This window comes from Nostocoides sp., from assembly GCF_037045025.1.
In the GTDB taxonomy this organism is placed as follows: Bacteria; Actinomycetota; Actinomycetes; order Actinomycetales; family Dermatophilaceae; genus Nostocoides_A.
The window spans coordinates 662,217-689,161 of sequence record NZ_JBAOHM010000011.1 but is presented as its reverse complement, the minus strand read 5'-3'; the positions used below and the strand labels follow the sequence as shown (position 1 = coordinate 689,161).

Here is a 26,945-nt window from a genome sequence, read left to right as displayed (position 1 = left end):
ACGCGTGAACCGGCGCAAGAGACGGGGTGGGTGGCGCGACGATCCCGGCGCCCCCGCGGTGCGGGACGCCGGGATCGACTCGGCCAAGGGAGGGGGTCAGGCCAGAGCCGGCTCCTGCTCGGCGGCGGCGATGATGTCGACGAAGCGACCCATGATGTCGTTGAGTCCGAAGTCTTTCGGGGTGAAGACGGCCGCGACACCCATCTCCTTGAGGCGGGCCGCGTCGGCGTCGGGGATGATCCCGCCGACGACCACCGGAATGTCCTCGGCGCCCTGGGCCTTTAATCCCTCCAGCACGTCCGGCACGAGTTCCATGTGCGAGCCGGACAGGATCGACAGGCCGACCAGGTGGACGTCCTCGGCGACGGCGGCCGAGACAATCTGCTCGGGAGTCAGCCGGATGCCCTGATAGATCACCTCGAAACCGGCGTCCCGGGCGCGCACAGCGATCTGCTCGGCGCCATTGGAGTGCCCGTCCAGGCCGGGCTTGCCGACCAACAGCCGCACCTTGGCGCCGAGTTCAGACTCCAGCGCCGCCACGCGGTCACGCACCGCGGCCAGGTCGCCACCGGGTTCACCGACGCCCACCGACCCGGAGACCCCGGTGGGGGCACGGTATTCGCCGAACACCTCCCGCAGCGCCGCTGCCCACTCCCCCGTCGTCACCTCGGCCCGCGCGCACTCCTGCGTCGCGTCCATCAAGTTAATGTCCGTGGCGGCGTCGGCCTTGAGCCGCTCGAGCGCGGCGACCGCGCGCTCCTTCTTGGCCGGATCGGCATCCCGCGCCTCCCGCCAGGCCCGAACCGCCGCTGCCGCCGCGGCTTCCACACCGGGGTCAACGGTCTGGATGGCCGTGTCGAGGTTTTCGGTAAGCGGGCTCGGCTCGGTCGTGTCGAACTTGTTGACCCCGACGACGATGTCCTGGCCCGCTTCGATCCGCTGGCGCCGCAGGGCGTGGGAGGCGACCAACGCCGACTTCAAATACCCGCTCTCGACGGCGGCCACGGCACCGCCCATCTCGGCGATCCGCGCCATCTCCTCCTTGGCGCCGGCAATCAGCTCGGCGACCTTGGCGTCGATCACCGTCGAGCCGGTGAAGATGTCGTCGTATTCGAGCAGGTCGGACTCGTAGGCGAGCACCTGCTGGATCCGCAGCGACCACTGCTGGTCCCACGGCCGCGGCAGCCCGAGCGCCTCGTTCCAGGCCGGTAACTGCACCGCGCGCGCCCGGGCATCCTTGGACAGCGTCACTGCGAGCATCTCCAGGACGATCCGCTGAACGTTGTTCTCCGGCTGGGCCTCGGTCAGCCCGAGCGAGTTGACCTGCACGCCATAGCGGAACCGGCGCTGCTTGGCGTCGGTGACGGCATACCGATCCCTGGTCAGCTCGTCCCAGAGCGCGACCATGGCGCGCATCTTGCACATCTCCTCAACGAACCGCACGCCGGCGTTGACGAAGAACGAGATGCGGGCGACGACCTCGCCGAAGTCCTCCGGCGCCACCACGCCGGAGTCGCGGACCTCGTCGAGCACCGCGATCGCCGTCGACATCGCGAAGGCGATCTCCTGGACCGGAGTCGCGCCGGCTTCCTGCAGGTGGTAGCTGCAGATGTTCGTCGGGTTCCACTTCGGGATCTCGCGCACCGTGTAGGTGACGACATCGGTGAGCAACCGCATCGACGGGCCGGGCGGGAAGACATAGGTCCCGCGGGAGAGGTATTCCTTGATGATGTCGTTCTGCGTCGTGCCGGCGAGCTTGTGCCGCGCCGCCGCGGCATCCTGTCCGGCCGCCTCGGCCTGCTCCTCGGCGACGACGTCATAGAGCGCGAGCAGCCACATCGCGGTGGCGTTGATCGTCATCGAGGTGTTCATCTCGACCAGGGGAATCTGGTCGAAGAGCGCGCGCATGTCGCCGATGTGGCTGATCGGCACGCCGACCTTGCCGACCTCTCCTCGCGCCAACACGTGGTCGGGGTCATAGCCGGTCTGGGTCGGCAAGTCAAAGGCGACCGACAGACCGGTCTGGCCCTTGGCGAGGTTGCGCCGATAGAGGGCGTTGCTGGCCGCGGCACTGGAGTGCCCGGCATACGTGCGCATCACCCAGGGACGGTCGCGTTCGGGTGCAGGGGCAGGCGTGGGGGCAGAGTCCGGCATACTCGCGACGCTACCCGGGTGCCCGCATGCGGGACAGTGCGTGCGGCGGTGAGGGTCACCACACGTTAGGCGAGCTGGCGTGCCGCCGCGGAATGCCGCCGCAGGGCGAGCCGGCGCAGCAGCCGCCGAGAGCGCTCATCGGCGGCGACCAGATGCATCGGGTGTCCGCGGCGCAGGCCGCGGCGGTGACACTCCAGCAACAGACCCAAGGCGGTGGCGTCGGCGATCAGCGCGTGTTCGAGGTCGAGATAGAGAGCCGCGGAACTCTCGTCGATGATGCGGTGGAGATGCGGGCGCAGGTCGGTGGCGGAGTGGACATCGATCCGCCCGGCGATCCGCACGAGGGTCCCGCCGCCCTGTTCACTGACCTCCACGTCGGGAGGTCGCGGTGGGCCGCTCGGTGTGCTGTGTGCCATGGCCATCCCCTGCGTAGGCTGTGCTGTCACCCTGTATAACGCCTGGGGCGCCTGTGGGGTTGGGCGACACGCGTAAAGAATTGGTAGGGATCTGCCCGCGCGCGTGACCTGGCAAGCTTGCCGTCATGGTCAACCTCACTCGCATCTACACGCGCACCGGCGACGACGGCAGCACCGGTCTCGGCGATTTCAGCCGCACCAGCAAGACCGACGCGCGGTTAGCGGCCTACGCCGATGTCAACGAGGCCAACGCGGCGATCGGCATCGCGATCGCCTGCGGCGGCCTGCGCGAGGACGTATGCCGCACCCTGCGCCGGGTGCAGAATGACCTTTTCGACGTGGGGGCGGATCTGTCGACGCCGTTGCGGGTCACCTATCGGTATCCGCCGCTGCGGGTGCAGCAGGAGTGGATCGCCGAGCTGGAAGCCGACTGCGACCGCTACAACGAGGAGCTGGAGAAGTTGCGCTCGTTCATCCTCCCCGGGGGTTCGGCCGGATCGGCCCATTTGCATCTGGCAACGACAATCGTGCGGCGCGCCGAGCGCGCGGGGTGGGCGGCGCGGGCCGCCTATGGCGACCAGCCCAGCGACGAGGACGGCGCGGGCGGTATCAACCCGCTGACCACGCAATACCTCAACCGGCTCTCCGACTTGCTGTTTATTCTCGCCCGGGTCGCCAACCTCGACGCCGGCGGCGACATTCTGTGGGAGCCGGGCGGTGGGCGCGCCCCCTCGCCGCGGGACTGATCCTGCCTTAGGTCACATTGAGGTTGAAGCCGGGGGGTGCGCTCTCCATCCATGAGCGCATCGTCGTGTGCCCGCCCGGGCTCATCGCCAGCTCGAAGCGGGCATCATCCACGCTAGCCTCCACCCGGACCGGGTCGTTGAGCCCTGGAATCATCTCTCGGGTCGGCTCAGGGACGGTGATCCGGACCGCGGAGCGGATCCACGAGTGCCGCGGGCGCAGCGTGGGCCCGACGATCGAGAACCAGTCCAGGGATCGCGGCCCAAACCGAAGGAACCCCATCCTCCAGGCGGCGGAGGTTGGGGTTCGCAGGGCGCACAGCAACAGCGGCCCCCGGGTAGAGATCAGTTGTCGTCGCAGCCACATGAACCCGATGAGCACCAGAACGGCCGCGATCAACCCGCCCACGATGAGTTCACTTGTCAACAGAATGCTCATCGCGTCAACCGTCCCCTGCGGACGTCAGCCCTCGAGCTGGCCGTGGTCGACGATCTCGGAGACGATGGTCACGCGGTCGTTATCGACCGACATGAACCCGCCGTCGATGTGCGCCGAGGCTTGGCCGCCGGAGCTGCGATGAATGCGCACCTCACCCTCGGCAAGGGCGACGAGCGTTGGGGTGTGGCCCGGGAGCACTCCCAGCTCGCCCTCGGTCGAGCGCGCCGAGACCATCGTGGCCTCGCCCTCCCAGACCTGGCGGTCGGCGGCGACGAGTTCAACCTGCAGGGCCACAGCTCTCCTTCGATCGATCATTTTCAACCGTCGGGACGAGTCTACCTGCCCGGTTGACCGCCCTGACCATCCGTCCAGCTAAATTGCCCACTAACGACGACGCCTGAGGCCGGTGGGAACGGTGGTGCGCCGACCGGCCCCGATCGCTCGGTGAGCGGAGCCGAACCAAAGAGCTACAGGTTCTTCTGGATCTCCGCCCACTGCCGCTCGACATCCTCCAGGCCACCGCACATAAAGAAGGCCTGCTCGCCGACGTGGTCGTACTCTCCGTCGCAGATCTTGGTGAACGCCTCGATCGTCTCCGACAGCGGAACCGTGGAACCCTCGATGCCGGTGAACTGCTTGGCGACGTAGGTGTTCTGCGACAGAAAGCGCTGGATGCGGCGGGCCCGGTTGACGAGGATCTTGTCCTCTTCGGAGAGCTCGTCGATACCGAGGATCGCGATGATGTCCTGCAGTTCCTTGTTGCGCTGCAGGATCTGCTTGACACGCACCGCGGTGGTGTAGTGGTCCTCGGAGATGTAGCGCCGGTCGAGGATCCGGCTGGTCGAGGTCAGCGGGTCCACGGCCGGGTAGATGCCGAGCGAAGCGATCTCCCGGGAGAGCTCGGTCGTCGCGTCGAGGTGGGCGAAGGTGGTCGCCGGGGCCGGGTCGGTGTAGTCGTCGGCCGGCACATAGATCGCCTGCATCGAGGTGATCGAGTGACCACGGGTGGAGGTGATCCGCTCCTGGAGCACACCCATCTCGTCGGCGAGCGTCGGCTGATAACCCACGGCGGACGGCATCCGGCCAAGGAGGGTGGAGACCTCGGAGCCGGCCTGGGTGAACCGGAAGATGTTGTCGATGAAGAGCAGCACGTCCTGCTTTTGGACGTCGCGGAAGTATTCGGCCATTGTCAGCGCCGACAGGGCGACCCGCAGCCGCGTGCCCGGCGGTTCGTCCATCTGGCCGAACACGAGCGCGGTCTGGCCGAGAACGCCGGCCTCGTCCATTTCGGCGATGAGGTCGTTGCCTTCCCGGGTGCGTTCGCCGACGCCGGCGAACACCGACACGCCACCGTGGTCACGCGCAACCCGCGCGATCATTTCCTGGATGAGCACGGTCTTGCCGACACCGGCGCCGCCGAACAGGCCGATCTTGCCGCCTTGGACATACGGGGTGAGCAGGTCGATGACCTTGATGCCGGTGTCGAACATCTGGGTCTTGGACTCCAATTGGTCGAAGGCCGGCGCGGGCCGGTGGATGCCCCACCGCTCGTTGACCTCAAGGGTCTCGCCGGGCTCGAGGTTGAGACAGACGCCCGTGGTGTTGAACACGTGGCCCAAGGTGATGTCACCCACCGGAACCGAGATCGGGCCGCCGCTGTCGTGGACCTGCGTGCCGCGCACCAGGCCGTCGGTGGGCTGCAACGAGATGGCCCGGACCATGTTGTCACCGATGTGCTGGGCCACCTCGAGGTTGAGGGTCTTCTTGCCCTCGCCCTCGCCCTGACCGGTCAGGTCGAGTTCGGTGGTCAACAGGTTGTATTGGTCGGGCATCGCGTCGACGGGGAACTCGACGTCGACGACCGGGCCGATGATGCGCGAGACGCGCCCGACACCGCCGGCCTGGGTCTGCTCGGAGGTCTCCGGGAGGGTGGCAGTCATCTGTCTCTCTACCTTCTACTTGGACTCGGCGAGGGCGCTGGCGCCACCGACGATCTCGCTGATCTCTTGGGTGATCTCGGCCTGGCGCGCCTGGTTGGCCAGCCGGGTGTAGTTCTTGATGAGGTTCTCGGCGTTATCGGTCGCCGACTTCATCGCGCGCTGCCGCGCAGCCAGCTCGGAGGCGGCCGCGCTGAGCAGGCAGGTCCAGATCCGCGCGGTGACATACCGCGGCAGCATCGCCGCCATGACCTCCTCGGCGGTCGGCTCGAACTCGTAGAGCGGCAGGATGTCCGTCTTGCCGTCGCCGTCGCGATCTCCCGGCGGGGGGTCGACGACCTCGATGGGCAGCAGCCGCAGCACCCGGGCTTCCTGGTTGACCATCGTGTTGAACCGGGTGTAGACGATGTGGACCTCGTCGACGCCACCCTCGTCGGTGGGCCGGTGGAAGTCCTCGACGATCCGCTCGGCGATCTCGCGGGCCCGCTCGATCTGCGGCTTTTCGGTGTTCCCAGTCCATTCGGCGGCAAACGGACGGTCGCGGAATTTGTAGTAGGAGACTGCCTTGCGGCCGTGCAGGTAGGCGACGATTTCTTTGCCCTGTGCCCGCAGGTCGTGGATGAGCCGCTCGCTCTCCTTCAACGCCCCGGACGCGTAGGCGCCGGCCAGGCCGCGGTCGCTCGTCAGGATGACCACCGCTGCTCGACGAGCGTTGGCGACCTCGGTGGTCAGCGCGTGCTCGTAGTTGCTGTTGGTCGCCAGCGCCGATAGCGCCCTTTGCAGCGCGTGCGTGTAGGGCGCCGACTCCAGCACGGTCGAGCGCGCCCGGACCACCCGCGAGGCCGCCATCAGCTCCATCGCCCGGGTGATCTTCTTGGTCGCTGAGACCGAGCGGATGCGCTGCCGGTAGACCCGGATCTGCGCTCCCATACCGTTCCGCCTTCCCTGTTACCGATTGTCCGGATGCCGCTGCGCCCGCGGCGTCAGCGCTGCCGGACGATCTGGGCCTGCTCGATGTCCTGGTCCATCGGACCGGCATCGGGCTCATGACCGACCGGGACCTGGTGAGTGCCCGAGCCGTCGAACTGCTTCTTGAACTCGGTGACCGCTCCCTCGACGGACTTGACGGTGTCCTCTTCGAACTTCGTCGTCTCGCGGATCGTGTCGAGGATGCCCTTGTGCTCGCGGCGCAGGTAGTCGAGGAACTCGACCTCGAAGCGCTGCACGTCCGCGACCTCAATATCGTCGAGCTGGCCGGTCGTGCCGAGCCAGATCGAGATGACCTGCTCCTCGACCGGGTAGGGGTTGGACTGACGCTGCTTGAGCAGCTCGACGAGGCGACCGCCGCGCGCCAATTGTGCTCGGGAGGCCGGGTCGAGGTCGGAGGCGAACATCGCGAACGCCTCGAGCGCCCGGAACTGCGCCAGGTCGAGCTTGAGCCGGCCAGCGACCTGCTTCATCGCCTTGATCTGGGCGTTGCCACCGACCCGGGAGACCGAGACACCCACGTCGATCGCGGGCCGGACGTTGGAGTTGAACAGGTCGGACTGCAGGTAGATCTGCCCGTCGGTGATCGAGATGACGTTGGTCGGGATGTAGGCCGAGACGTCGCCCGCCTTGGTCTCGATGATCGGCAGGCCGGTCATCGAGCCGGCGCCGAGGTCGTCGGACAGCTTGGCGCAGCGCTCCAGCAGCCGGCTGTGCAGGTAGAAGACGTCGCCGGGGTAGGCCTCGCGGCCCGGCGGGCGGCGCAGCAGCAAGGAGACGGCGCGGTAGGCCTCGGCTTGCTTGGACAGGTCGTCGAAGACGATCAGGACGTGCCGGCCCTCATACATCCAGTGCTGGCCGATGGCGCTGCCGGTGTAGGGGGCGAGGTATTTGAAGCCCGCGGAGTCGGAGGCCGGGGCGGCGACGATCGTCGTGTATTCCATCGCGCCGGCGTCCTCGAGGGTGCCGCGCACGGAGGCGATCGTCGAGCCCTTCTGGCCGATGCCGACATAAATGCAGCGCACCTGCTTGGCGGGGTCGCCGCTCTCCCAGAACTCCTTCTGGTTGATGATCGTGTCGACGGCGACGGTGGTCTTGCCGGTCTGCCGGTCACCGATGATCAGCTGGCGCTGGCCGCGCCCGATCGGGGTCATCGCGTCGACCGCCTTCAGGCCGGTCTGCAGCGGCTCGTGCACCGACTTGCGCTGAACTACCGTCGGGGCCTGCAGCTCCAGGGCGCGGCGCTCGCTGGCGTGGATCTCGCCGAGGCCGTCGATCGGCTGCCCGAGCGGGTTGACCACCCGGCCGAGATAGGCGTCGCCGACCGGGACGGAGAGGACCTCACCGGTCCGCTTGACGGTCTGGCCCTCTTCGATCTTGGAGAAGTCACCGAGGATGACCACGCCGATCTCGTGGACGTCGAGGTTCAGGGCGATCCCGAGGGTGCCGTCTTCGAACTGCAGCAGCTCGTTGGTCATGCACGAGGGCAGGCCCTCGACGTGGGCGATGCCGTCACCGGCGTCGCTGACGCGGCCGACCTCTTCGCGCGCGGCCTCCCCGGGCTGATAGGACGCGACATAGGCGTCCAGCGCGTCCCGGATCTCCTCGGGACGGATCGAAAGCTCCGTCATCTGTCTTCTTCTCTCCTTCGGGCGACCGCATCCGCTGGCGGTGAGTCGGTTCGTATGCTGCTGTGCTTGGTGGTGCGGGTCGCCCGCCGCGGCGGGCGGCGGAGTCAGGCGCCCAAGTGGCGCCGGGCCCCCTCGAGCTTTCGGGCGATGGTCCCGTCGATGACTTCGTTGCCGATGGCGACGCGCAGGCCGCCGACGACGGCCGGGTCGACGATCGGCTGGATCTGGATCGCGTGGCCATAGATGCCGCCGAGGGCCTGGGCCAGCCGCTGGGTCTCCTCGTTCGAGAGCGGCGTCGCCGACGTGACGACGGCGGTCAGCTGACCGCGCCGGTCGGCGGCCAGGCGTAGATAGGACTCCAGCACGGCATCCAGGCGGCGGCCGCGCGGAGCGCGGACGGCCTGCTGAGCCAGCCGGATCGTCTCGACGCTCGCCTTGCCGTCGAGCAGCCGGGCGACGATGTCGGCCTTGCCCTGCGGGTTGCCCTGACGGTTGGTCAGGGCGTCGCGCAGACCGGGGTTGCCGGCCACGATCCGTTCGAAGCGGAACAGCTCGTCTTCGACGTCCTGCAGCTTGCCGCGCCGCTCGGCCCGGTCGATGACCGCGGTCACGGCGAGGGTTTCGAGCGCGTCACCGAAGTCGCGTTCGTCGGCCCAGCGCTGGGCGGCGAGGGTCGCCACCACGTGCACCACCTGGTCGGGGACCTTGCCGCCGAAGAGACGGCGCACCAGCTCGGTCTTGGCACCGCCCTCCCGCGAGGGGTCGGTCAGCGCCCGGCGCAGCGTGGCATTGTCCTCGATGCTCCCCAACGAGGCAAACAGCCCCTCGGCGATCTCGCCCGAGTCGAGCGAGCCGAGGACCTCCCCGAGGGCGTTCCCGCCGGCCGCTGCCGCCGCCCGTGAGCTGCCCCGCATCAGCTATCGACCTTCTCCGGTCGGATCGCGCCGGACTCCAGCTCCTGCAAGAAGCGCTCGACGATGCCCTTTTGGCGGACTTCGTCGTGCAACGACTCGCCAACGATTTTGCTCGCCAGGTCGGTCGAGAGCCGGCCGACCTCGCCGCGCAGCGACGCGGCGGCCTGCGAGCGGTCCGCCTCGATCTGCCGCTGGGCCGACTCGGTGATCCGGTTGGCCTCGGCCGTGGCCTGGCCACGCATCTCCTCGACAATCTGGCTGCCCTGGGTGCGGGCGTCCTCGCGGATGCGCGCCGCCTCGCCGCGGGCCTCCTTCAGCTGGGCGTTGTAGCTGTCGAGCGCGGCCTGCGCCTGCGCCTTGGCCTCCTCGGCCTGCTTCATCCCACCCTCGATGGCGGCCGATCGCTCGGCATACAGCCGCTCCATATTGGGCACGACCATCTTGGCGAACAGCCAGTAGAGGATGGCGAAGGCCACGACGCCGACGACGATCTCCGCCGGGTGCGGCAGCAGCGGCAGTTCCTCGGGCCACCCCGCACTCTCACCGGCGGTCGCTAGGGATGCGAGATACACATCGCTTCCAATCTTCTCGATCTGGGAAGGGTCGGCTGACGATCGGCTTACTTGAAGACGAACGCGAAAACGAGACCAAGAATCGCGAGCGCCTCGGTGAGCGCCATACCGGTAAAGGCGATGGTCTGCAGCATGCCGCGGGCCTCGGGCTGGCGGGCCACGCCGTTGATGTAGGCGGCGAAGATCAGGCCGATCCCGATGCCGGGGCCGATGGCGGCGAGACCGTAGCCGAGGTAGGCGATGGAGCCCGTCATGGGTGTGTTCCTTTCAGGTGGCACGTCCCGCGCTGCGCGGTTTGTGTCGGTGGTGGTGTTATGGAGTTGTGCGTGCTTCGGGCGGGGTGCCCGGAGGTCAGTGGTGCTCGGAGACGGCGTCGGCGAGATAGAGCGCGGTCAAGATCGTGAAGATGAACGCCTGCAGGAACTCGATCAGCAACTCGAAGAAGCTCATCAGCACGGCGAAGGCGAAGGAGAGAACCCCGGCGCCCTGCAGGCCAATATTGCCGCCGTGAAGCAGCAGGTATTCGCCGCCGAGAATGAAGACGAGCAGCATGAGGTGGCCGGCCATCATGTTGCCGAAGAGCCGCAGGGCCAAGGTGAGCGGGCGGACGAAGAAGTAGGTCAGCAGCTCCAGCACGAACATGATCGGCTTGAGCCAGCCCGGCAGCCCGGGGGGAACCATCGAGGCGAGGTATTTACCGACGCCGTGCTTCCGCTTGATCGCGACCGCGTGGTAGGTGATGTAGACGACCAGGGTGAGCACGATCGGGAAGGCGATCCGGCTCATCGTCGGGTATTGGATGAACGGGATGATCCCGGCGACGTTGTTGACCAGGATCAGCGTGAAGAGCGTGAACAGCAGCGGCAGGAACGGCTTGAAATCCTTGGTGCCGATCACATCGCGCGCGATCGTGTTGCGCACGAAGTCGTAGGTCTGCTCGACGAGCCACTGACGCTTGCTCGGGACGAGGCTCAGCTTGCGGGTGGAAGAGACGAAGAACCAGCCGAGAAAGGCGACCGTTAACAGCATCACCAGCGCCGGGCGGGTGAATGCCCAGTTGTCGTGGTCGCCGCCGATCAACGGCCACCAGAAGTTCTGCGTGCCCGGAGTGTCGAACCCCCCCTCGCCCTCGCTCGCGGCAGCCAACCCGGTCAGGAGTTGAGCGGACAACACGTTCAGGCTCACTGCCTCTCCTCGAATCTGCCCGCAGCGCCCGAGCCAAGAATCCCAGGGGATCCCTGGCGACCAAAGGCAAGGCGCGGTGCTACTGGGGGAACTGTGACGTAGGTTAGCCGAGAACGGCGCGCCCTGGGGGCGGTCTCGGACGTGGCGGCGCACACGCTCACGAGGCCCCTCCCGCCGGCGAGGCGGGCGGGGTGTCATAGACCGGCAAGCGGGCAGACCTGAACGCACGCATCGCGAACACCTGCCACACGATGGTGATGATCAGTGCAGCGATGCCGAGGGCCGGCCCGTCGATCCACTCCCGGTCGCGGAAGGCGATCATGAACAGCAACAGCGCGAACACCTGGCCAAGATAAACGGCCATACCGACCGCCATGAAGGCCATCGGGTTGGCGCTGCGGACCAGGCGGCTGAGCAGCACCATCCCGCTGCCAAAGAAGGCAAGCGCGACCACGGCGCCGAGCACCGCGGAGCCAGCGGCGCCAGGGCCGCTTAGCACGGCATACGCGATGACGGTGAGCAGTCCCGAGATCGCCGAGGGGAGCAGGGCACCACGCAGCATGACCGCGAACGGGGCGCCGGCCGCTGGGGCGGCGCTCGCTGGTGCGCTCATCGGTGGGCGAAATCCTTGGCGGTCGATCGGGTGGAGGAGCCGGGGCCAGGGGCGCTGCCGGCGCTTGTGAAAGCTATCACAAGCTCCCCGCCGGTGCACATCGGGCCCGGTTTCCGGACCCGCCCCATCAGCGCCCGCCCGGCTTTTCGGGGACCGAAACCGGCCGGTGTCCCGGGACACTGAAGCGCGGCAGGACCCGGGTCAACGCGATCGCCACGACGAAGGCCAGGGCGACGGCAAGCGAGGCGAGCACCGGGTTGAGGAAGACATACCCGATCGACCCGAACGCCGCGACGGCCGCCCACAGCCACAACAGCATGACCGCCCGCCGGTGCCCGTGCCCGATCCGCAGCATGCGGTGGTGCAGATGCTGGGCGTCCGGCTGCCACGGCTTGCGGCCCTGCCGGGTGCGGCGCACCACGGCCAGGACGACATCGAGCAGGGGCAGCAGGATGATCGCCAGGGGGACGAGCAAGGGCAACAAGGTCGCCCCCAGCGCTGTGTCCGAGACCTGGGCCGGGCTGACCCCACCGGTCGTCGTGATCGTCGCCGCCGCGAGCAGCAGACCGAGGAGCAAGGATCCGCTGTCCCCCATGATCAGCCGCGCCGGATAGAAGTTATGCGGGAGGAAGCCGAGGCAGCAGCCGAGCAGCGCAGCGGAGACAAAGGTCGAGGAGGTGAACACGTTCGGTGGATCGAACTGACCCGAGATCCAATAGCTGTACGCGAGAAAGGTGCTGGCAGCGATCGCGACCACGCCGGTGGCCAGGCCGTCGAGGCCGTCGATGAAGTTCACCGCGTTGGTGGAGACGACGACGGTCAAAATCGTCAGCACGGCGAGCACGGGGCCGGGCAGCACCGTGGTGACACCGAGGAAGGGGACGGAAAAAAACTGCACCCCGCTGAAGGCCATCACCCCGGCAGCGACGATCTGCCCGGCGAGCTTGGTCAGCGGATCCAGCTCGACGACATCGTCGACGGCACCGACGAGGCAGATCACCGTGGCCCCGACGAGCACGCCCCACAGCTCCGGGGTGACATACACCTGGCGCAGGAAGGGCAGCTTGGTCGCGACGAGTGTCGCCGCGGCATACCCGACGAGGAAGGCGACCCCGCCCAGGCGCGGGATCGGCACGGCGTGCACGTCCCGGTCGCGGACCGGGGTGAAGGCGTTCAACCGCAACGCCAGCCGGTATGCCGCGGGAACCGCCAAGTAGGTCGCCGTCATGGCGACCAGAATCACGAAGACGTATTCGCGCACCCGGGGGCGTGATCAGCGCGGGTAGGCCGGGAAGGCGGTGACCAGCTCGGTCACCTGCGCCCGGACCTCCCGACTCACCGCGTGCTCCGGGTCGGCGTCGCCGCGGGTGATCGCGGTCGCGATGAGTTCGGCGATCTGGCGCATCTGCTCGGCGCCCATGCCCTGGGTGGTCACGCACGGAGAGCCCACCCGGATCCCGGACGCCACGCTCGGGGGCGCCGGGTCATAGGGAATGGCGTTCTTGTTGAGCACGATTCCGGCGGCGTCGCAGCGGGCCTCCGCGTCCTTGCCGCTCACCCCGACACCCTGCAGGTCGTGCAGGCTCAGGTGGGTGTCGGTGCCGCCGGTGGTCGGGCGGATGCCGCGCTCACCGAGGCTGGTCGCCAGCACCGCGGCATTCTCGACGACGCGCCGGGCGTAATCGGCATACTCCGGCGTGGCGCACTCCTTGAAGTTGACCGCCTTGGCGGCCACCGTATGCATCTGCGGCCCGCCCTGCATCATCGGGAAGACGGCCTTGTCGATCGCGGCCTTGTGTTCCTCGGTGCAGACGATGGCCCCAGAGCGCGGGCCGCGCAGCACCTTGTGCGTGGTGAACGAGACGACATCGGCATACGGGACCGGGCTGGGGATCGCCTTGCCGGCGACCAGCCCGATGAAGTGCGCGGCATCGACCCAAAAGATCGCGCCGATCCCGTCGGCGATCGCGCGAAAGCGCTCGAAGTCGATCAGGCGTGGGATCGCCGAGCCGCCCGCGACGATCACCTTGGGCCGGTGCTCCCTGGCGAGCGCCTCGACCTGGTCGTAGTCGATGTCCTCGCTCTCTTGGTGGACGCCGTAATGGACGGCGTTGAACCACTTGCCGGAGAAGGACACCTTGGTGCCGTGGGTCAGGTGGCCGCCATGCGGCAGGCTCATCGCGAGCAGGGTCTCGCCCGGTTTGAGGAAGGCGCCGTAGACGGCCTGGTTGGCGCTGGCGCCGCTGTGCGGCTGGACGTTGGCGTGGTCGGCACCGAAGAGGGCCTTGCACCGCTCGATCGCGAGGTTCTCGGCCTTGTCGACCTCGGCGCACCCGCCGTAATAGCGCCGGCCCGGGTAGCCCTCGGCATACTTGTTGGACAGCGTCGAGCCCAGTGCGGTGAGCACGCGCGGAGAGCTGAGGTTTTCGCTGGCAATGAGCTGCAGTCCACCGCGGATGCGCTCCAGCTCGGAGAGGAGAACCGCGGCGATCTCGGGGTCGAAGGCGTCGAGTTCATCGAAATCGGAGCCATAGAAGGCAGTCATGCGCATGCTCCCTGAGGTGAGGTGGGGCCCCAACTCTAGCGATCGGAGGCTGGTCCCGCTTCGGCGTCGGCCGCATCGGTGACCGCCTCGATCGCCATGACGCTCGCGATCTGCTCGGCGGTGATGCTTCCGGCCCGCAGGACCATCGGCTCCTCGCGGGTGCAGTCGACGATCGTGGACGGAACCTGCTCGGCCCGGCGGCCGCCGTCGAGATAGACGCTGACCGCGGCCCCGAGCGCGGTCGCCGCCTCCAAGATCGTGGTCGCCGGCGCGGCACCGCTCTGGTTGGCGCTGGTGACCGCCATCGGCCCGACCTCCCGCAGGAGGGCCAGCGCGACCGGATCGTTGGGCATCCGCAGGGCGACGGTGCCGTCGGTATCGCCGAGATCCCAGTGCAGGGAGGGCTGGGCAAAACAGATCAGCGTGAGCGGGCCCGGCCAAAACTGCTCGATCAGGTCGCGGGCAAAGGCCGGCACCTCGCTGGCCAGCCCGTCCACCGTGCGCGCATCACCGATCAGCACCGGTGGCGGCATCTCCCGCCCCCGGCCCTTGGCCGCCAACAATCGGGTCACCGCCAACGGGTCGAAGGCGTCACAGCCGATCCCATAGACGGTGTCGGTCGGCAGCACGACAAGCTCGCCGGCGCGCACGGCGGCCGCCGCCTCCTCGACGGCGGCGGGAATGGACTCGGCAGCGGTGGCATCGAGGACCGGACTCACGGGCGGCAAGCCTAATCGGCCCGCCGCGCGCGGCGTGTCGGGACGTGCGGTCCAGCCCGGACCGTTAGCGTGCCGGGGTGGTCAGGTGGCGTCGCAGGCTAAGGAGCGCCGTCATGCTCGCGGCGGCAGGATCGACGCTCGCCGGGTGCGCCGCCATCGACGCACTCGGCGGATCGGGCGGGGGCGCCGCCACCACATCGGGAGCCGAATCGGCCACCGCGCCGGCGCCGCCGCCCTCGCCCGCCCCAATCGACACGCTCGACATCCGCGCCCTGCCCGGCTATTCCGCACCGGAACGGATCGGCCCCGCGCAATGGCGCCGCCCGCTCGTCGGCGGCGAGGGCAGCATCACCTGGAGCCTTGCCGACTCGCAGAACGTCCCGCTAGCGGTGGCCCCAAAGCCCAGCCCCGTTGTCGACTTCGACCCGGCCACCTACACAGCGCTCGAGGGCGTCACCACTTTCAGGGGCGGGCCGCGCCGCGACCGTGGCTCGTGGGGTCACCCGGCGATCACCGCCAATAAGTTAACCCTGAAGTGGACGGTCAGCATCGGCTCGCGGCAGGCCCTCGACAGCTACTGGCCGGGCGCCGGCTGGACCGGCCAGCCGTTGCTCGTGCATTGGCCGCCGGCGACCCGCGCCGCCATGGGCTTCCCCGCCGCGGTCGCCGCCAAGGACCTCATCGAAGTTCTCTATCCGGTCTTCGAGGGCAAGGTCTATCGGCTCGACCTCGAGACCGGGCAGGCCACCCGAGACCCGATCCAGGTCGAGGGCGGCTTCAAGGGCACCGGCAGCATCGACCCGCGAGGTTACCCGCTGTTGTATGCCGGTGAGGGCCTACCCGGGGCCGGCCCCATGCACTACCGCTTCTTCGACCTGGTCAGCAACGCCCCGGTCGCCTCCCTGCCCGGGGCCGACCCGATCGCGCCGCGCCGGTGGGGGGCGTTCGACTCCTCCGGCCTGGTCTTCGGGCCGGCCGATACGCTCTTCGAGCCCGGCGAGAATGGCGTGATCTACCGGGTCAGGCTGGGCGCGGCATACGACCCGACGAAGCCCGCGGCAAGCGTCAACCCGGAAGCGACCAAGCTCGTCTACACAACGACGAACTCCTCGCGGCGGGGCATCGAGAGTTCGTTCGTCGCCTACCGCAACTTGCTCTATGCGACCGACAACGACGGCAACCTGCTCTGCCTGGACGCCAACACGATGATGGTCGTCTGGGCCCGCACGGTCGACGACGACGGCGATGCGACGATGGCGATCGAGCACACCGCCGAGGGGGTCTTCCTCTATACCGGCAACGAGATCGACCACCGCACGAGCGACCCGACGGTCAACCTGCGCAAGATCAACGCCTTGACCGGGGAGGTGGTTTGGCAACACGACGTCCCGGCCGTCTACAACGCCGACTCCAACGCCGGCCTGCTCGGCTCGCCCAACCTGGTGACCGGGGCCGACGGCCGCGGGCTCGTGCTCTTCAATGTGTCGATGACCTCGGCCAAGCTCACCGGCCGGCTGCTCGCGCTCGACCGGGCCACCGGGACGCCGGTTTGGCAGCGCGACCTGCCGGCCTATTCGTGGACCTCCCCGACGCTGATCACCGGCGCCGACGGACGCACCCGCGCAGTCTTCGCCGGCTTCGACGGGGTCATCCGGCTCTTCGACCCGGCGATCGGGCAGGATCTGGACACCTTCGCGACGGGGGCGCCCGTCGAATCGTCGGCCGCGGCATACGGAAACACGGTCGTCGTCGCCTCCCGCGACCAGAAGATCTATGCCCTGACCGTGTCCTGAACTCAGTTACCGGTTGAGCCGATCCGGGCGATGGTGATCGGGCCCCCCAGCGGCTCCCCCGTGGGCTCCGACGGATCGGCCGCACGCACCAGAACCGATCCGGCGATCGCGAGCACGGCGGCCGACGGGATGTCGTCGGCGGCGACCATCTCGCCGGCGCGGTCGAGGACGAAGCTGGACCGATCGGCGGCCAGGAAGGATCGCTGCCCGTCATCGGCATACAGGCGGCGGGTCAGGCGGGGGGTCGGGACGCTCGCCTGAGTCCCGTCGGCAAGGTCGATGATTTTCAGGTGGTCCTCGGTGCCGTTCAGACACACCAGCTCATCGGCCCCCGTCCAGCGGCGTCGCCCACAGCCGCTTCCCCGAGGCCGCGTCAAGCCCGGCGAGACCGCTCAGCCCGGCCGCCCGGTCCCCCGGTTCAGGCGCAGCCAGCGTCGCCGCGACGACAACGCCGCCAGCGGCTGCCGGGCGCGTGACTCCCGATGCGCGCCAACGTTCCCGGCCGCTGCCGGCATCGAGCCCAGCCACCGCATTGTCCTCGGCCAGCCGCCACGGTGACGTCGCGGCCACGTCGACGACGAGCGTGGACGCGACCAGCCCGGCCGCCCGGGCGAAGCCGGGATAGAGGTAGTCCTCCTCGGCGTCCCCGACCGTGCGCAGCACCCGCTTCCAGACGATCTGCCCGGACCCCAGGTCGATCGCAACGGTCCCGCCCGCGCGGATGTCGCAGCCGGTCGCGTTGTCGCAGCGGCCGACGCTATAGGGCAGCAGCAGCAGGTCCTGCCCGCCGTGGTTCACGACGAGGAGGCTGTCCTCGTAGTCCACCGAGATGGTCGCGTCGCGGCCCAGGGCAAGCGCGCGCGAACGGGTACTCCAGCGGGTCGCGCCGGTGCGGGCGTCCACGACGTCGACCTGGCCGATCTCGCCCTCCGCCGTCACGAGCACGACCAGATCGCCCACGATGGCCACCTGGATGCGGTGGGCGTCCTTGGCACCGGTCCAGACTTCCTCCAGCCGCCACCTCGGGCCCGTCGGGCTTGTGACGGGCTCCTCCTCGGGCGCGTCAGGCACGGTAGAGAAAGACACCGTCGGCGCGGAGGTCACCGTCTCGGCTCGGGGATAGACCGTGCAGGCGCTCAGGACGAGAACGCCCACGGCCAGGGCAGCCCGGGCAGCGGCGCGGCTCATCGGGCCACCTCATAAACGGCGATCCGGTCCGACCAGGTGTGGGTGAAGCTCACATCGACCACGGCATACCGATCGGACAGGGCGAGCAGCCGGCCGGGCAACTCGCCCTGCCACACCCGGGCCTCGGCGTCGATCGCAAAGGCGCCGGTTAGCGCGCCACGGTGGTAGTCGGCAACGAGGGGGATCACCCGGTCGTTCACCGGCGTGCCCAGGCCCGGGCCGATCGAGGTGAACTTCCGGCGCGTTGCCGAGCCGTTCTCACCGGCGAACACCGTGACGCTCTCCTCCTGCGCGCAGGCAATCAGCGCGGCCGCGCTGCGGCACTCCCCCAGCTCTTCCTGCGCGCGACGCACCTGGCCGTCGCTGACCGACAACAGCGTCCACGTCCGGGTTGGGGTTGGTGGTCGTGCCCGGTTCCATCGCGAGAACGAGGTCGGTGCTGCCCTCGGTGGCCATCAGCTTGGGGCTGGTCGACCGCCAGCGCTCGGCGCCGGAGCGGGCATCCAGGGCCACGATCGTGCCGGTGAACACGGGCTGCCCGCGCTCGTCCAGGCCGCTGACCTCGTTGGCGATGACCGTTTGCCCCGCCACGTGGGCGCCGCGCAGTTGGGGTTTGGTCCACAGCCGCCGCCCGGTCGCGGAATCGAAGGCCACCAGCCCGGGCGAGGGACGTTGGGAGCTGCTGTCGGTGGTCGTGGTCGCGCCGGTCGCCGCCTGGTTGGGGTCCGCTGTGCTCCCCAGGACGCTGGCTACGGCGACCGACTCGGTGGCGCCGACGAGCCGGGCGTCGACCAGCCGCCACGGCTGCTGCGCCGACGCACCGGCGGGCGGGTCCTCGGGCATGCTGGACCACGCCACGCTTCCATCGGCGATCCGGATCGCGGTGACGCCGAAGCGCAGCCAACTGCGGGCGCAATTGCCGAGGGCGTCGCACTCGGAGAAGTCCTTGACCAGCGCCAGGCTCCGCTCGCCGGCGCCCACGATCACCGGGCCGGTCTCGGCCCGCCCATCATCGAAACCCGGCGCCCGGAAGCTCCAGATCCGGTGGGTCCAGCGGCGCTTGCCGCTCGCGGCGTCGAGCGCGTCCAGCGCCCATTGCCCACCGGTGTAGCGCACGATGAGCACGGTGCCCTCGTGAACGGTGATCGACTCCGCCTCGCTGTTCTCGCTGCGGCCCATCCCCCACAGCGCGCCACCGGATAGCAACGCCTCCTCCCGGGCGGCCGAGCAGCCAGATACCACGGCGAGCACGGCCACCACGAGGGTGGCCAGGGCAGCCGCCGCATGACGGGCGCGACACGGCATACGAGACCTCCGGGCGGGTGCCGCGCCCGGACGGTCCGGGTGGCAGGGCGAGGCTACGACGAATCTGGCTCGGGGAGGTTCCCACGCGGCGGCGATCCTCGATCAGGGATGATCGATGCCGGCGGCCAAACGCTTGCGCAACAGGTCGACCAGGGCCATCGACTCACCATCGCGCTCCCCCACGCGCACCGGCGCGGGCGTCGGGATCAGCCTGACCCCGCGAAGCCGGCCGGCGAGCGAGGCCGGCCCGGGCGAGCGCTCTCAGTCCAGGCGGCGGGCGACGACCGCGCGCGGCCGGCCGGCCAGGTCGAGATGGTCGTCAAGGTCGACCCAGTCCCCCGTAGCCGCGAGCGCGCGCAGCAGCGCCGGGCCCTGGGTGTCGGCGTGTTCCATGACCAGGACGCCGCCCGGACGGCACAAGGCGGCGCCGCGCGCGGCGACCAGCCGCGGGATCGACAACCCGTCGGCCGAACCGCCATATAACGCGATCGGCGGGTCGTGCTCGGCGACCTCGGGATCGACCGGCACCTGCCCCACCGGGATGTAGGGCGGGTTGCTGACCACGACGTCGACGCGGCCGACGAGATCACCGAACGCCGTCACCGCGTCGCCCAGCCGCAGCTCGACGTCCAGCCCGAGGCGCTCGTGGTTGCGCCTCGCCCAGGCGAGCGCGAGGTCGGACGTCTCCACGGCATACACCTGGGCGGACGGCACCTCGTCCTTGACCGCCAGGGCGATCGCGCCCGAGCCGGTGCACAGGTCGACGACCACCGGCTGGTCAACTCCGGCGGCACGGGCGGCGGCGATCGCCAGCCCGGCGACCACCTCGGTCTCCGGGCGCGGGATGAACACCCCGGGGCCGACGTGGAGGGTCAGGTGGCGGAAGTAGGCCCGCCCGGTCAGGTGTTGCAGCGGCACCCGGTTGGCGCGTTCGGCGACCAGACCCCGGAAGGTGTCGGCCCGGTCCGGGTCCACGTCAACCCCGAAGGCCAGCCGGCGACGCACCTCCCGCGGCTCCACGTCGAGAACAAAGGAGGCCAGCTCGACGGCATCGGACTCGGGCGAGGCGACCTCCGCCGCCGCGAGCCGGGCTCGCGCCTCCCGGTGGAGGTCGAGGAGCAGCGTCACGTTTCGCTGAGGGCGGCCATCTGGGCGGCCTCGTCGGCGACCATGGCCGACTCGACAACCGGGTCCAGCTCGCCGCCGAGGAAGATGTCAAGGTTGTAGGCCTTGTAGCCGGTGCGGTGATCGCTGACCCGGTTCTCGGGGAAGTTATACGTCCGGATCCGTTCGGAGCGGTCGACGGTCCGCACCTGCGACTTGCGGGCGTCCGATGCCGCCGCCGCGGCCTCGTCCATCGCCATTTGGTGCAGCCGGGCGCGCAGCACCCGCATCGCCGAATCCTTGTTCTGCAGCTGTGATTTCTCGTTCTGGCAGGAAACGACGACCCCGGTGGGCAGGTGGGTGATCCGAACCGCCGAGTCGGTCGTGTTGACGCTCTGCCCGCCCGGACCGGAGCTGCGATAGACGTCGATGCGCAGGTCGTTCGGGTCGATCTGGACGTCGATCTCCTCGGCCTCGGGCATCACCCACACCCCGGCGGCGGAGGTATGGATGCGGCCCTGACTCTCGGTCACGGGCACCCGTTGAACACGGTGCACTCCGCCCTCGAACTTCAGCCGCGCCCACGGCGCCTCCCCTTGACCGGGGTTTCCCTTGGCCTTCACCGCGACCTGCACGTCCTTGTAGCCGCCCAGGTCGGACTCGGTCTCGTCGAGGACCTCGGTGCGCCAGCCGCGCCGTTCGGCATAGCGGAGGTACATGCGCAGCAAGTCCCCGGCAAACAACGCCGACTCCTCGCCGCCCTCGCCCGCCTTGATCTCGAGGATGACGTCGCGGTCGTCGTCGGGGTCCCGCGGGATCAGCTGACGGCGCAGCCGTTCCCGGGCCGCCTCTTCGGCCGCGGCCATCGCAGGCAACTCGGCGGCGAAGCCGTCGTCCTCGGTGGCCAGCTCGCGGGCGGTCGTCAGGTCCTCGCTGGCGACGTGCCAGGCCCGGTATGCCGCCACGATCGGCCCGAGCGCGGCATACCGCCGGCCGAGGTCGCGAAAGCGCGCATGATCGGAGACGACCGCGGGATCGGCCATCGCGGCCTCCAGCTCGGCGTGCTCGTCGAGCAACGCGGTCACGGATTCGAACATCGACGTCCTTCAGGCGGCGGATGGCTGACGGAATACGACGGCGCGCCGGGCCACCGCTGGGTGGACCGGCGCGCCGGGGAAGCTACTTGGCGGCCTTCTTACCGTAGCGGGCCTCGAAGCGGGCCACGCGGCCACCGGTGTCGAGGATCTTCTGCTTGCCGGTGTAGAACGGGTGGCAGTTGCTGCACACGTCGGCGTGGATGATGCCGTTCTTGGCGGTGCTGCGGGTGGTGAACGTGGCCCCGCAGGTGCAGGTCACGGTCGTTTCGGCATACGCCGGGTGGATGTCTTTTTTCACTGCTGCTGCTCCTCGTCTCGTCCGGGTCGGCGGGCCCATCGCCTGGTGCGATGCAGGCCCTGCGCGGGTGGGCGCGTGCCGTGAACCGGTCCAACGCTCAAGTGTGCCAGAGCGGCGCACTCTCCCCCAAACGCGCGCGGCTGCGGCGGTATTCCAGGGCCGCTCGGCATACTGGCCAGGTGGCAAGTGAGAACCCGGCGGGTGAGGGCAGGGCCGCGAGGAGAGCCCGACGTGGCGGGCCCAAGGACCTCGCTTGGACCCTGCGCGGGCGCGGGTCCGATGACGCCGGGCAGCAGCCCGCCGACAACGCAGCCGCGGGCGCCTCGGGGCCGCTGATTCGCCGGGCGCAGACGCGCGATCTGGCACCCGTCGTTGCCCTGCGCGCGTTGATGTTTGCCGCGATGGGCACGAGCACCGAGAAGGTATCGGCCAACGAGTGGCAGCTAAACGCGCGCCGCTGGTTCCAGGTCAACCTCAAGAACCCGGCGGTCAACGTCACCGTGGCCGAAGTCAACGGCACGGCGGTTGCCTGCGCCGTCGGTGAGGTCGTCGACCGCACGCCCTCCCCCGGCAACCCGACGGGGAAGGTCGGGGTCCTCGGCAACGTCGCGACCTTCCCCGAGCACCGGATGACCGGGCTCGGGCAGGGCTGCGTCGATGCCGTGATGGAGTGGTTCCGGGAGTCGACGGCGGTGACGTCCGTGGAACTGTTCGCCACCCCCGACGGGCGGCGGCGCTACGAGGCGTACGGGTTCACCGAGCACGAATTCCCCCAGATGCGCCTCACGATCGACCGCACCCCGGGCCCGGGCTGACACCCCGGCGGCGGACCGGGAAACCCGCCGAGGTCTGGTGTTTTCGCTGAGGTCGTACTACCGGTATGCCGACCTCAGCGAAAAGCGCAGACCTCAGCGGATCCGGGGGGTGACGGGCTTAGGCGGTGTCCTCGTCGTCGATGCGGATCGAGCTGGTCTGCTGGACCTGGATGAGGAACTCGTAGTTGCTGCGGGTCTTCTTCAGCCGGTCGATGAGCAGTTCCATGCCCTGCTGGGCGTCGAGCGCGGCCAGGACCCGGCGCAGCTTCCACATGATCTTCAGCTCCTCCGGGGCCAGGAGGATCTCCTCGCGCCGGGTGCCGGAGTTGTTGATGTCGACGGCGGGGAAGATGCGGCGGTTGGCCAGCTGCCGGTCGAGCTTGAGCTCCATGTTGCCGGTGCCCTTGAACTCCTCGAAAATGACCTCGTCCATCTTGGATCCGGTCTCGACCAGCGCCGTGGCCAGAATCGTCAGCGAGCCGCCGTTCTCGATATTGCGGGCGGCACCGAAGAACCGCTTTGGCGGATAGAGCGCCGCCGAGTCGACACCACCGGAGAGGATGCGCCCGCTCGCCGGGGCGGCGAGGTTGTATGCGCGGCCCAGGCGGGTGATCGAGTCGAGGAGCACGACGACGTCGTGACCCATCTCGACCAGGCGCTTGGCCCGCTCGATCGCCAGCTCGGCGACCGTGGTGTGGTCATCTGCCGGCCGGTCGAAGGTCGAGGCGATGACCTCGCCCTTAACCGCCCGCTGCATGTCGGTGACTTCCTCGGGACGCTCATCGACGAGAACCACCATCAGGTGACACTCGGGGTTGTTGGCGGTGATCGCGTTGGCGATCGCCTGCAGGATGAGGGTCTTGCCGGCCTTGGCCGGGGCGACGAGCAGCCCGCGCTGGCCCTTCCCGATCGGGGCCACCAGGTCGATGATCCTGGTGGTGAGGATGTTGGCCTCGGTCTCTAGCCGTAGCCGCTGCTGCGGATAGAGCGGGGTGAGCTTGCCGAACTCGGCACGCGTCTTGGCCTGCTCCGGCGTCATCCCATTGACGGTGTCGAGCCGCACCAGCGGGTTGTACTTCTGGCGCTGCCCGCGGCCACCGCTTTGGACGGTCTGGCCCTCCTCGCCGTCCTTGGGCGTCTTGACCGCGCCGGTGACCGCGTCGCCCTTGCGCAGCCCGTGCCGCTTGACCATCCCGAGCGGAACGTAGACGTCGTTGGGGCCGGGCAGGTAGCCGGAGGTGCGCACGAAGGCGTAGTTGTCGAGGATGTCGAGAATGCCGGCCACCGGGACGAGGACGTCGTCCTCGGCGATCTGCGGCTCATTCTCGGTCTCGGTGGTCGCGCCGTCCTGGCGACCACGGCGCTTGTCGCGGTTGCGGTTGCGGTTGCGGTTGCGGCGCCGCCCGCCGCCGTAGCCGTCCTCGTCGTCGTAGCGGTTCTGGTTTTGCGAGTTCTGGTTTTGCTGGCCGCCCTGCCGGTTGTCGGGACGCTCTTGGCGGCTGTCCTGGCCCCGGCCGTCGCGATCCGGTTGCCCGCCTTGACGCCCGTCCTGGGCGGCGTCGGATTCGCCCCGATTGTCTTGCCGCTCTTGGCGATTGTCCGGCCGGCCGTCGTGGCGTTCGGGGCGGTCCTGGCGGTTGTCCTGGCGATTGTCCTGGCGGTTGTCCTGGCGACCTTCGTGGTCGCGGCGGCGCCCGTCGTGCCGCTGGCGAGCCAATGGCTCGGCACGGTCGTCACGCACGGACTCGGTTGTTGGCACGGCGGCACCCGAAGCGGCGCCCGCCTGGCCCTCAACGTGGCCCTCCCGGTCGGTGCGGCCCTCGCGGTCCGCGGCGGTCGTCTCGGCCGACGGCTCGTGCGTGGACGCCTCACCGGGCTCGGAAGTGCTCGTCGTCGCGGTGCTCGGCGCCGCGGCCGGACTGCTCGCCCGCCGCGATCGCCTGGCGGCAGCCGGGCCTCGCTCGCCGGACTGCTGGGCGCGAATGACGTCGATGAGGTCGCTCTTGCGCATCTTGGCCGTGCCGGAGATGCCCATGCTGGTGGCCAGCCCCTGCAGCTCGGCCAACCGCATTGCGGTGAGCGCGCCGGAGCGACGCGGCTTCTCGCCGGCGCCTGCGGCGCTCGGGTCGAGAGTGGTGGTTTCGGTCACGAAGGACCCTCCCCTAGCTTGCGGGCCGGGCCGGCAAGGCCGGGCCCCATGGGTGGAAATCTGGCCAATTGTCTTGGCCGATAAGAACTTTTCTGCTCCGCCGCTTTGCTCGTCAGGGAAGGAGACAAAGGGTGAAGAGCAGGGAGTGTGCACTGTCGCGGTCGGCGAGAAGCTGGATTCGTTCGCGCGTGCGCCGTCACTCTAGCACCACATCCGGGATCTGCGCGCAACCTGTCTCCGGGGAGATCAGGTAACAATTCGACTCAACGTCACTGGGGTGCGCCGTCATTCCCGCCGAGCACGCGCACCCCCTGCGGCGCGAACCCGGGATCGAGCAATCGCCACTCGCTCGGGGCCTGCGCGGCCACCTCACCGGCGCCTTCCCCCACGACCAGGGCGAGGACGGACGGCCCGGCTCCCGAGATTGCCGCGGCGATCCCGCTGGAGCGCAACCGGTCGACGATCGCCATCGACTCGGCATACGACGGACGGCGGGCCTCCTGATGGAGCCAGTCGCGGGTTCCGGGGAGCAATAGCGACGGATCGGCGGTGAGCGCATGCACGAGCAACGCGGCCCGGGCGCCGTTGGCCGCCGCGTCCCGCAGTGGGACACGCGCGGGCAGGACGGCACGGGCGGTGGCGGTGCTCAGTGCCGTTTCCGGGACCAGGAGAATCGGCCGGATGCTCGGGTGCGGGCGTAGAAATACCGTTTGAGTGCGAGCGAACTCGCGCGCCGCGGGCGCGTCTGCGGTCCAGCTCAGGGTCAACCCGCCAAAGACGCTCGCCGAGGAATTGTCCGGATGGCCTTCCAACTCGGCCGCGATGTCGTTGACGGCATCTAGGTCGACGGAGAGATGGCCCGCATTGGCAACGTGAGCAAGCGCGAAGGCCGCGCTGACCCCGGCGACGATGGCGGTGGCCGAGGAGCCGAGCCCGCGACCGTGGGGGACGCGGTTGACGCAGGTCAGCTCCAGACCCGCGGGGCGGCATACGCCCAACAGCTCCCAGGTGCGCAGCAGTGAGCGAACGACCAGGTGACGCTCGTCGACCGGCACCGCCCCGGTGCCCTCGCCGGTGACGTGCACCGCGACGCCGGGCTCGTCGCGGATCACGATCGTGCACTGGTCTCGGATCTCCAGGCCGACACCGATGGAGTCGAACCCGGGACCGAGATTGGCGCTGCTGGCCGGGACCGACACGGTGACCGTCTGACCGGCTCGCCACGGCCCGGTCGACACGCTCAGCCGTCCAATTCCAGAGCGACTGCGGCGCTATAGACGTCGACCGGGATGCGTTGCGGCACAATCTCACTGCCATCGGCGGTCTTGAGCGCCCAGGCGGGGTCCTTCAATCCGTGCCCGGTGACAGTGCAGACGATCGTGGCCCCAGCAGGCACCTGCCCGGCCGCGTGGACGTGCAGCAGGCCCGCGACCGAGGCCGCCGAGGCCGGCTCGACGAAGATGCCTTCGGTGGATGACAGCAGCCGGTGGGCGTCCAGGATCTGCTCGTCGGTGACCGCCTCGATCCGCCCGCCGGAGTCGTCGCGCGCCTCCTCGGCCTGCACCCACGACGCCGGGTTGCCGATGCGGATGGCGGTGGCGATCGTCTCCGGCTCGTCGACGGGGTGGCCGAGGACGATCGGCGCGGCACCGGCGGCCTGGAAGCCCCACATCTGGGGCCGTTTGGCGGCCGGCCCGTCGGGGACGCCAGCGATGCCATGGCCGGCGACGTATTCGCGGTAACCCTTCCAGTAGGCCGTGATATTTCCGGCGTTGCCAACCGGGAGACAGTGAATGTCCGGGGCATCGCCGAGCGCGTCGACGATCTCGAAGGAGGCCGTCTTTTGGCCCTCGATCCGGGCCGGGTTGACCGAGTTGACCAACTCCACCGGATAGGCCTCGGCGAGCTTGCGCGCGACATTGAGGCAGTCGTCGAAGTTGCCTTCGACCTGCAGCAGCACCGCCCCGTGGGCGATGGCCTGGCTGAGCTTGCCCATGGCGATCTTGCCGTCGGGAACGAGGACGGCGCATGTCATCCCCGCCTTGGTCGCGTATGCCGCGGCGCTGGCGCTCGTATTCCCCGTGCTCGCGCAGATGACGGCCTTGGCGCCGTGTTTGGCGGCCATCGAGATCGCCGTCGTCATGCCGCGGTCCTTGAAGGAGCCGGTCGGGTTTAGGCCCTCATATTTGATCAGGACCCGCGCACCGACTCGCTCGGACAGCCGCTCGGCCTCGATCAACGGTGTGCCGCCCTCGAGCAGCGTGACAACCGGTGCACCGGCCAGGGTGGGGAGGCGGTCGGCATACTCCCGCATGACGCCGCGCCATTGGTGGGCCATGGC

Annotated in this window: 28 protein-coding genes; 3 read left to right on the top strand and 25 right to left on the bottom strand. The window is 69.2% G+C overall.

Annotated features, from left to right (window positions below):
- Positions 1-96: 96 nt before the first annotated feature.
- Both V9G19_RS14450 and V9G19_RS14445 read right to left on the bottom strand, forming a co-directional pair.
- The gene (locus V9G19_RS14450; RefSeq protein WP_462286098.1) at positions 97-2,154 is read right to left on the bottom strand and encodes a protein meaA; all 2,058 of its coding nucleotides are present in this window, start codon (positions 2,152-2,154) and stop codon (positions 97-99) included.
- A gap of 65 nt (positions 2,155-2,219) precedes the next feature.
- Entirely contained in the window at positions 2,220-2,570 is a 351-nt protein-coding gene (locus V9G19_RS14445) for an STAS domain-containing protein (RefSeq protein WP_462286097.1), read from the bottom strand.
- A gap of 125 nt (positions 2,571-2,695) precedes the next feature.
- Between V9G19_RS14445 and V9G19_RS14440 the strand changes: the two genes are divergently transcribed.
- The gene (locus V9G19_RS14440) at positions 2,696-3,316 is read left to right on the top strand and encodes a cob(I)yrinic acid a,c-diamide adenosyltransferase (RefSeq protein ID WP_462286096.1); all 621 of its coding nucleotides are present in this window, start codon (positions 2,696-2,698) and stop codon (positions 3,314-3,316) included.
- 7 nt (positions 3,317-3,323) lie between these two features.
- Here the strand turns inward: V9G19_RS14440 and V9G19_RS14435 are convergent, their stop codons facing one another.
- The 13 genes from V9G19_RS14435 to V9G19_RS14375 form a co-directional block, all read right to left on the bottom strand.
- Complete coding sequence (locus V9G19_RS14435; RefSeq protein ID WP_462286095.1) at positions 3,324-3,752, bottom strand: DUF2550 family protein; 429 nt, start codon at positions 3,750-3,752, stop codon at positions 3,324-3,326.
- Positions 3,753-3,776: 24 nt separating this feature from the next.
- Positions 3,777-4,046, bottom strand: coding sequence for a F0F1 ATP synthase subunit epsilon (locus V9G19_RS14430; RefSeq protein ID WP_462286094.1), 270 nt, complete (start codon positions 4,044-4,046; stop codon positions 3,777-3,779).
- A 173-nt stretch (positions 4,047-4,219) separates the two neighbouring features.
- Positions 4,220-5,692 carry a F0F1 ATP synthase subunit beta gene (gene atpD / locus V9G19_RS14425; RefSeq protein ID WP_462286093.1) on the bottom strand — a complete coding sequence of 491 codons (1,473 nt, stop codon included), beginning with the start codon at positions 5,690-5,692 and terminating at the stop codon, positions 4,220-4,222.
- 15 nt (positions 5,693-5,707) lie between these two features.
- A complete protein-coding gene (locus V9G19_RS14420) occupies positions 5,708-6,619 on the bottom strand; it encodes a F0F1 ATP synthase subunit gamma (RefSeq protein WP_462286092.1) in 912 nt (303 codons plus the stop codon).
- A gap of 53 nt (positions 6,620-6,672) precedes the next feature.
- A complete protein-coding gene (gene atpA / locus V9G19_RS14415) occupies positions 6,673-8,307 on the bottom strand; it encodes a F0F1 ATP synthase subunit alpha (RefSeq protein WP_462286091.1) in 1,635 nt (544 codons plus the stop codon).
- Positions 8,308-8,411: 104 nt separating this feature from the next.
- Entirely contained in the window at positions 8,412-9,221 is an 810-nt protein-coding gene (locus V9G19_RS14410; protein WP_462286090.1) for a F0F1 ATP synthase subunit delta, read from the bottom strand.
- Positions 9,221-9,793 (bottom strand): F0F1 ATP synthase subunit B, encoded by a 573-nt coding sequence (locus V9G19_RS14405; RefSeq protein WP_462286089.1) that lies wholly within the window; start codon positions 9,791-9,793, stop codon positions 9,221-9,223. The genes V9G19_RS14410 and V9G19_RS14405 overlap by 1 nt, the downstream gene beginning before the upstream one ends.
- Before the next feature lie 47 nt (positions 9,794-9,840).
- Positions 9,841-10,047, bottom strand: coding sequence for an ATP synthase F0 subunit C (gene atpE, locus V9G19_RS14400; protein WP_048545393.1), 207 nt, complete (start codon positions 10,045-10,047; stop codon positions 9,841-9,843).
- Between the two features lie 97 nt (positions 10,048-10,144).
- Entirely contained in the window at positions 10,145-10,978 is an 834-nt protein-coding gene (gene atpB, locus V9G19_RS14395; protein WP_462286088.1) for a F0F1 ATP synthase subunit A, read from the bottom strand.
- Between the two features lie 157 nt (positions 10,979-11,135).
- Positions 11,136-11,591 (bottom strand): hypothetical protein, encoded by a 456-nt coding sequence (locus tag V9G19_RS14390; protein WP_462286087.1) that lies wholly within the window; start codon positions 11,589-11,591, stop codon positions 11,136-11,138.
- A gap of 127 nt (positions 11,592-11,718) precedes the next feature.
- Positions 11,719-12,852, bottom strand: coding sequence for an MraY family glycosyltransferase (locus V9G19_RS14385; RefSeq protein WP_462286086.1), 1,134 nt, complete (start codon positions 12,850-12,852; stop codon positions 11,719-11,721).
- A gap of 12 nt (positions 12,853-12,864) precedes the next feature.
- Positions 12,865-14,142, bottom strand: a complete 1,278-nt coding sequence (locus V9G19_RS14380; protein ID WP_462286085.1) for a serine hydroxymethyltransferase — start codon at positions 14,140-14,142, stop codon at positions 12,865-12,867.
- A gap of 29 nt (positions 14,143-14,171) precedes the next feature.
- Positions 14,172-14,855: an L-threonylcarbamoyladenylate synthase gene (locus V9G19_RS14375; RefSeq protein ID WP_462286084.1), complete on the bottom strand. Its 684-nt coding sequence runs from the start codon at positions 14,853-14,855 to the stop codon at positions 14,172-14,174.
- 113 nt (positions 14,856-14,968) lie between these two features.
- Between V9G19_RS14375 and V9G19_RS14370 the strand changes: the two genes are divergently transcribed.
- Positions 14,969-16,648 (top strand): outer membrane protein assembly factor BamB family protein, encoded by a 1,680-nt coding sequence (locus tag V9G19_RS14370; RefSeq protein WP_462286083.1) that lies wholly within the window; start codon positions 14,969-14,971, stop codon positions 16,646-16,648.
- 2 nt (positions 16,649-16,650) lie between these two features.
- Here V9G19_RS14370 and V9G19_RS14365 read toward each other — a convergent pair whose 3' ends face one another.
- The 7 genes from V9G19_RS14365 to rpmE all read right to left on the bottom strand — a co-directional run bounded on the left by V9G19_RS14365 (position 16,651) and on the right by rpmE (position 21,640).
- Positions 16,651-16,965 (bottom strand): hypothetical protein, encoded by a 315-nt coding sequence (locus tag V9G19_RS14365; protein WP_462286082.1) that lies wholly within the window; start codon positions 16,963-16,965, stop codon positions 16,651-16,653.
- Between the two features lie 4 nt (positions 16,966-16,969).
- Positions 16,970-17,836, bottom strand: coding sequence for an outer membrane protein assembly factor BamB family protein (locus tag V9G19_RS14360; protein ID WP_462286081.1), 867 nt, complete (start codon positions 17,834-17,836; stop codon positions 16,970-16,972).
- Positions 17,833-18,108 (bottom strand): hypothetical protein, encoded by a 276-nt coding sequence (locus V9G19_RS14355; RefSeq protein ID WP_462286080.1) that lies wholly within the window; start codon positions 18,106-18,108, stop codon positions 17,833-17,835. Before V9G19_RS14355 ends, V9G19_RS14360 begins: the two co-directional genes overlap by 4 nt.
- A complete protein-coding gene (locus V9G19_RS14350) occupies positions 18,095-19,141 on the bottom strand; it encodes an outer membrane protein assembly factor BamB family protein (protein WP_462286079.1) in 1,047 nt (348 codons plus the stop codon). Before V9G19_RS14350 ends, V9G19_RS14355 begins: the two co-directional genes overlap by 14 nt.
- A 261-nt stretch (positions 19,142-19,402) precedes the next feature.
- Positions 19,403-20,269 carry a peptide chain release factor N(5)-glutamine methyltransferase gene (gene prmC, locus V9G19_RS14345; RefSeq protein WP_462286078.1) on the bottom strand — a complete coding sequence of 289 codons (867 nt, stop codon included), beginning with the start codon at positions 20,267-20,269 and terminating at the stop codon, positions 19,403-19,405.
- Positions 20,266-21,342: a peptide chain release factor 1 gene (gene prfA, locus V9G19_RS14340; protein WP_462286077.1), complete on the bottom strand. Its 1,077-nt coding sequence runs from the start codon at positions 21,340-21,342 to the stop codon at positions 20,266-20,268. The genes prmC and prfA overlap by 4 nt, the downstream gene beginning before the upstream one ends.
- A gap of 82 nt (positions 21,343-21,424) precedes the next feature.
- Positions 21,425-21,640: a 50S ribosomal protein L31 gene (gene rpmE / locus V9G19_RS14335; protein ID WP_462286076.1), complete on the bottom strand. Its 216-nt coding sequence runs from the start codon at positions 21,638-21,640 to the stop codon at positions 21,425-21,427.
- Between the two features lie 179 nt (positions 21,641-21,819).
- Between rpmE and V9G19_RS14330 the strand changes: the two genes are divergently transcribed.
- The gene (locus tag V9G19_RS14330; RefSeq protein WP_462286075.1) at positions 21,820-22,455 is read left to right on the top strand and encodes a GNAT family N-acetyltransferase; all 636 of its coding nucleotides are present in this window, start codon (positions 21,820-21,822) and stop codon (positions 22,453-22,455) included.
- Between the two features lie 118 nt (positions 22,456-22,573).
- Here the strand turns inward: V9G19_RS14330 and rho are convergent, their stop codons facing one another.
- From rho to thrC, 3 genes are all read right to left on the bottom strand, one after another.
- Positions 22,574-24,604, bottom strand: a complete 2,031-nt coding sequence (gene rho / locus V9G19_RS14325; protein ID WP_462286074.1) for a transcription termination factor Rho — start codon at positions 24,602-24,604, stop codon at positions 22,574-22,576.
- 269 nt (positions 24,605-24,873) lie between these two features.
- Positions 24,874-25,842 carry a homoserine kinase gene (thrB, locus tag V9G19_RS14320; protein ID WP_462286073.1) on the bottom strand — a complete coding sequence of 323 codons (969 nt, stop codon included), beginning with the start codon at positions 25,840-25,842 and terminating at the stop codon, positions 24,874-24,876.
- 2 nt (positions 25,843-25,844) lie between these two features.
- Complete coding sequence (gene thrC / locus V9G19_RS14315; protein ID WP_462286072.1) at positions 25,845-26,942, bottom strand: threonine synthase; 1,098 nt, start codon at positions 26,940-26,942, stop codon at positions 25,845-25,847.
- Between the last annotated feature and the right edge of the window lie 3 nt (positions 26,943-26,945).

Excerpts from the sequence above, each read along its gene's own strand:
- V9G19_RS14390 (WP_462286087.1), bottom strand. The coding sequence starts at position 11,591 with ATGAGCGCACCAGCGAGCGCCGCCCCAGCGGCCGGCGCCCCGTTCGCG.
- thrC (WP_462286072.1), bottom strand. The coding sequence starts at position 26,942 with ATGGCCCACCAATGGCGCGGCGTCATGCGGGAGTATGCCGACCGCCTC.
- V9G19_RS14360 (WP_462286081.1), bottom strand. The coding sequence starts at position 17,836 with ATGAGCCGCGCCGCTGCCCGGGCTGCCCTGGCCGTGGGCGTTCTCGTC.
- atpE (WP_048545393.1), bottom strand. The coding sequence starts at position 10,047 with ATGACGGGCTCCATCGCCTACCTCGGCTACGGTCTCGCCGCCATCGGC.
- V9G19_RS14350 (WP_462286079.1), bottom strand. The coding sequence starts at position 19,141 with ATGCCGTGTCGCGCCCGTCATGCGGCGGCTGCCCTGGCCACCCTCGTG.
- V9G19_RS14435 (WP_462286095.1), bottom strand. The coding sequence starts at position 3,752 with ATGAGCATTCTGTTGACAAGTGAACTCATCGTGGGCGGGTTGATCGCG.
- prfA (WP_462286077.1), bottom strand. The coding sequence starts at position 21,342 with ATGTTCGAATCCGTGACCGCGTTGCTCGACGAGCACGCCGAGCTGGAG.
- V9G19_RS14420 (WP_462286092.1), bottom strand. The coding sequence starts at position 6,619 with ATGGGAGCGCAGATCCGGGTCTACCGGCAGCGCATCCGCTCGGTCTCA.
- V9G19_RS14445 (WP_462286097.1), bottom strand. The coding sequence starts at position 2,570 with ATGGCACACAGCACACCGAGCGGCCCACCGCGACCTCCCGACGTGGAG.
- atpA (WP_462286091.1), bottom strand. The coding sequence starts at position 8,307 with ATGACGGAGCTTTCGATCCGTCCCGAGGAGATCCGGGACGCGCTGGAC.
- V9G19_RS14410 (WP_462286090.1), bottom strand. The coding sequence starts at position 9,221 with ATGCGGGGCAGCTCACGGGCGGCGGCAGCGGCCGGCGGGAACGCCCTC.
- V9G19_RS14370 (WP_462286083.1), top strand. The coding sequence starts at position 14,969 with ATGCTCGCGGCGGCAGGATCGACGCTCGCCGGGTGCGCCGCCATCGAC.
- V9G19_RS14380 (WP_462286085.1), bottom strand. The coding sequence starts at position 14,142 with ATGCGCATGACTGCCTTCTATGGCTCCGATTTCGATGAACTCGACGCC.
- atpD (WP_462286093.1), bottom strand. The coding sequence starts at position 5,692 with ATGACTGCCACCCTCCCGGAGACCTCCGAGCAGACCCAGGCCGGCGGT.
- V9G19_RS14440 (WP_462286096.1), top strand. The coding sequence starts at position 2,696 with ATGGTCAACCTCACTCGCATCTACACGCGCACCGGCGACGACGGCAGC.
- V9G19_RS14450 (WP_462286098.1), bottom strand. The coding sequence starts at position 2,154 with ATGCCGGACTCTGCCCCCACGCCTGCCCCTGCACCCGAACGCGACCGT.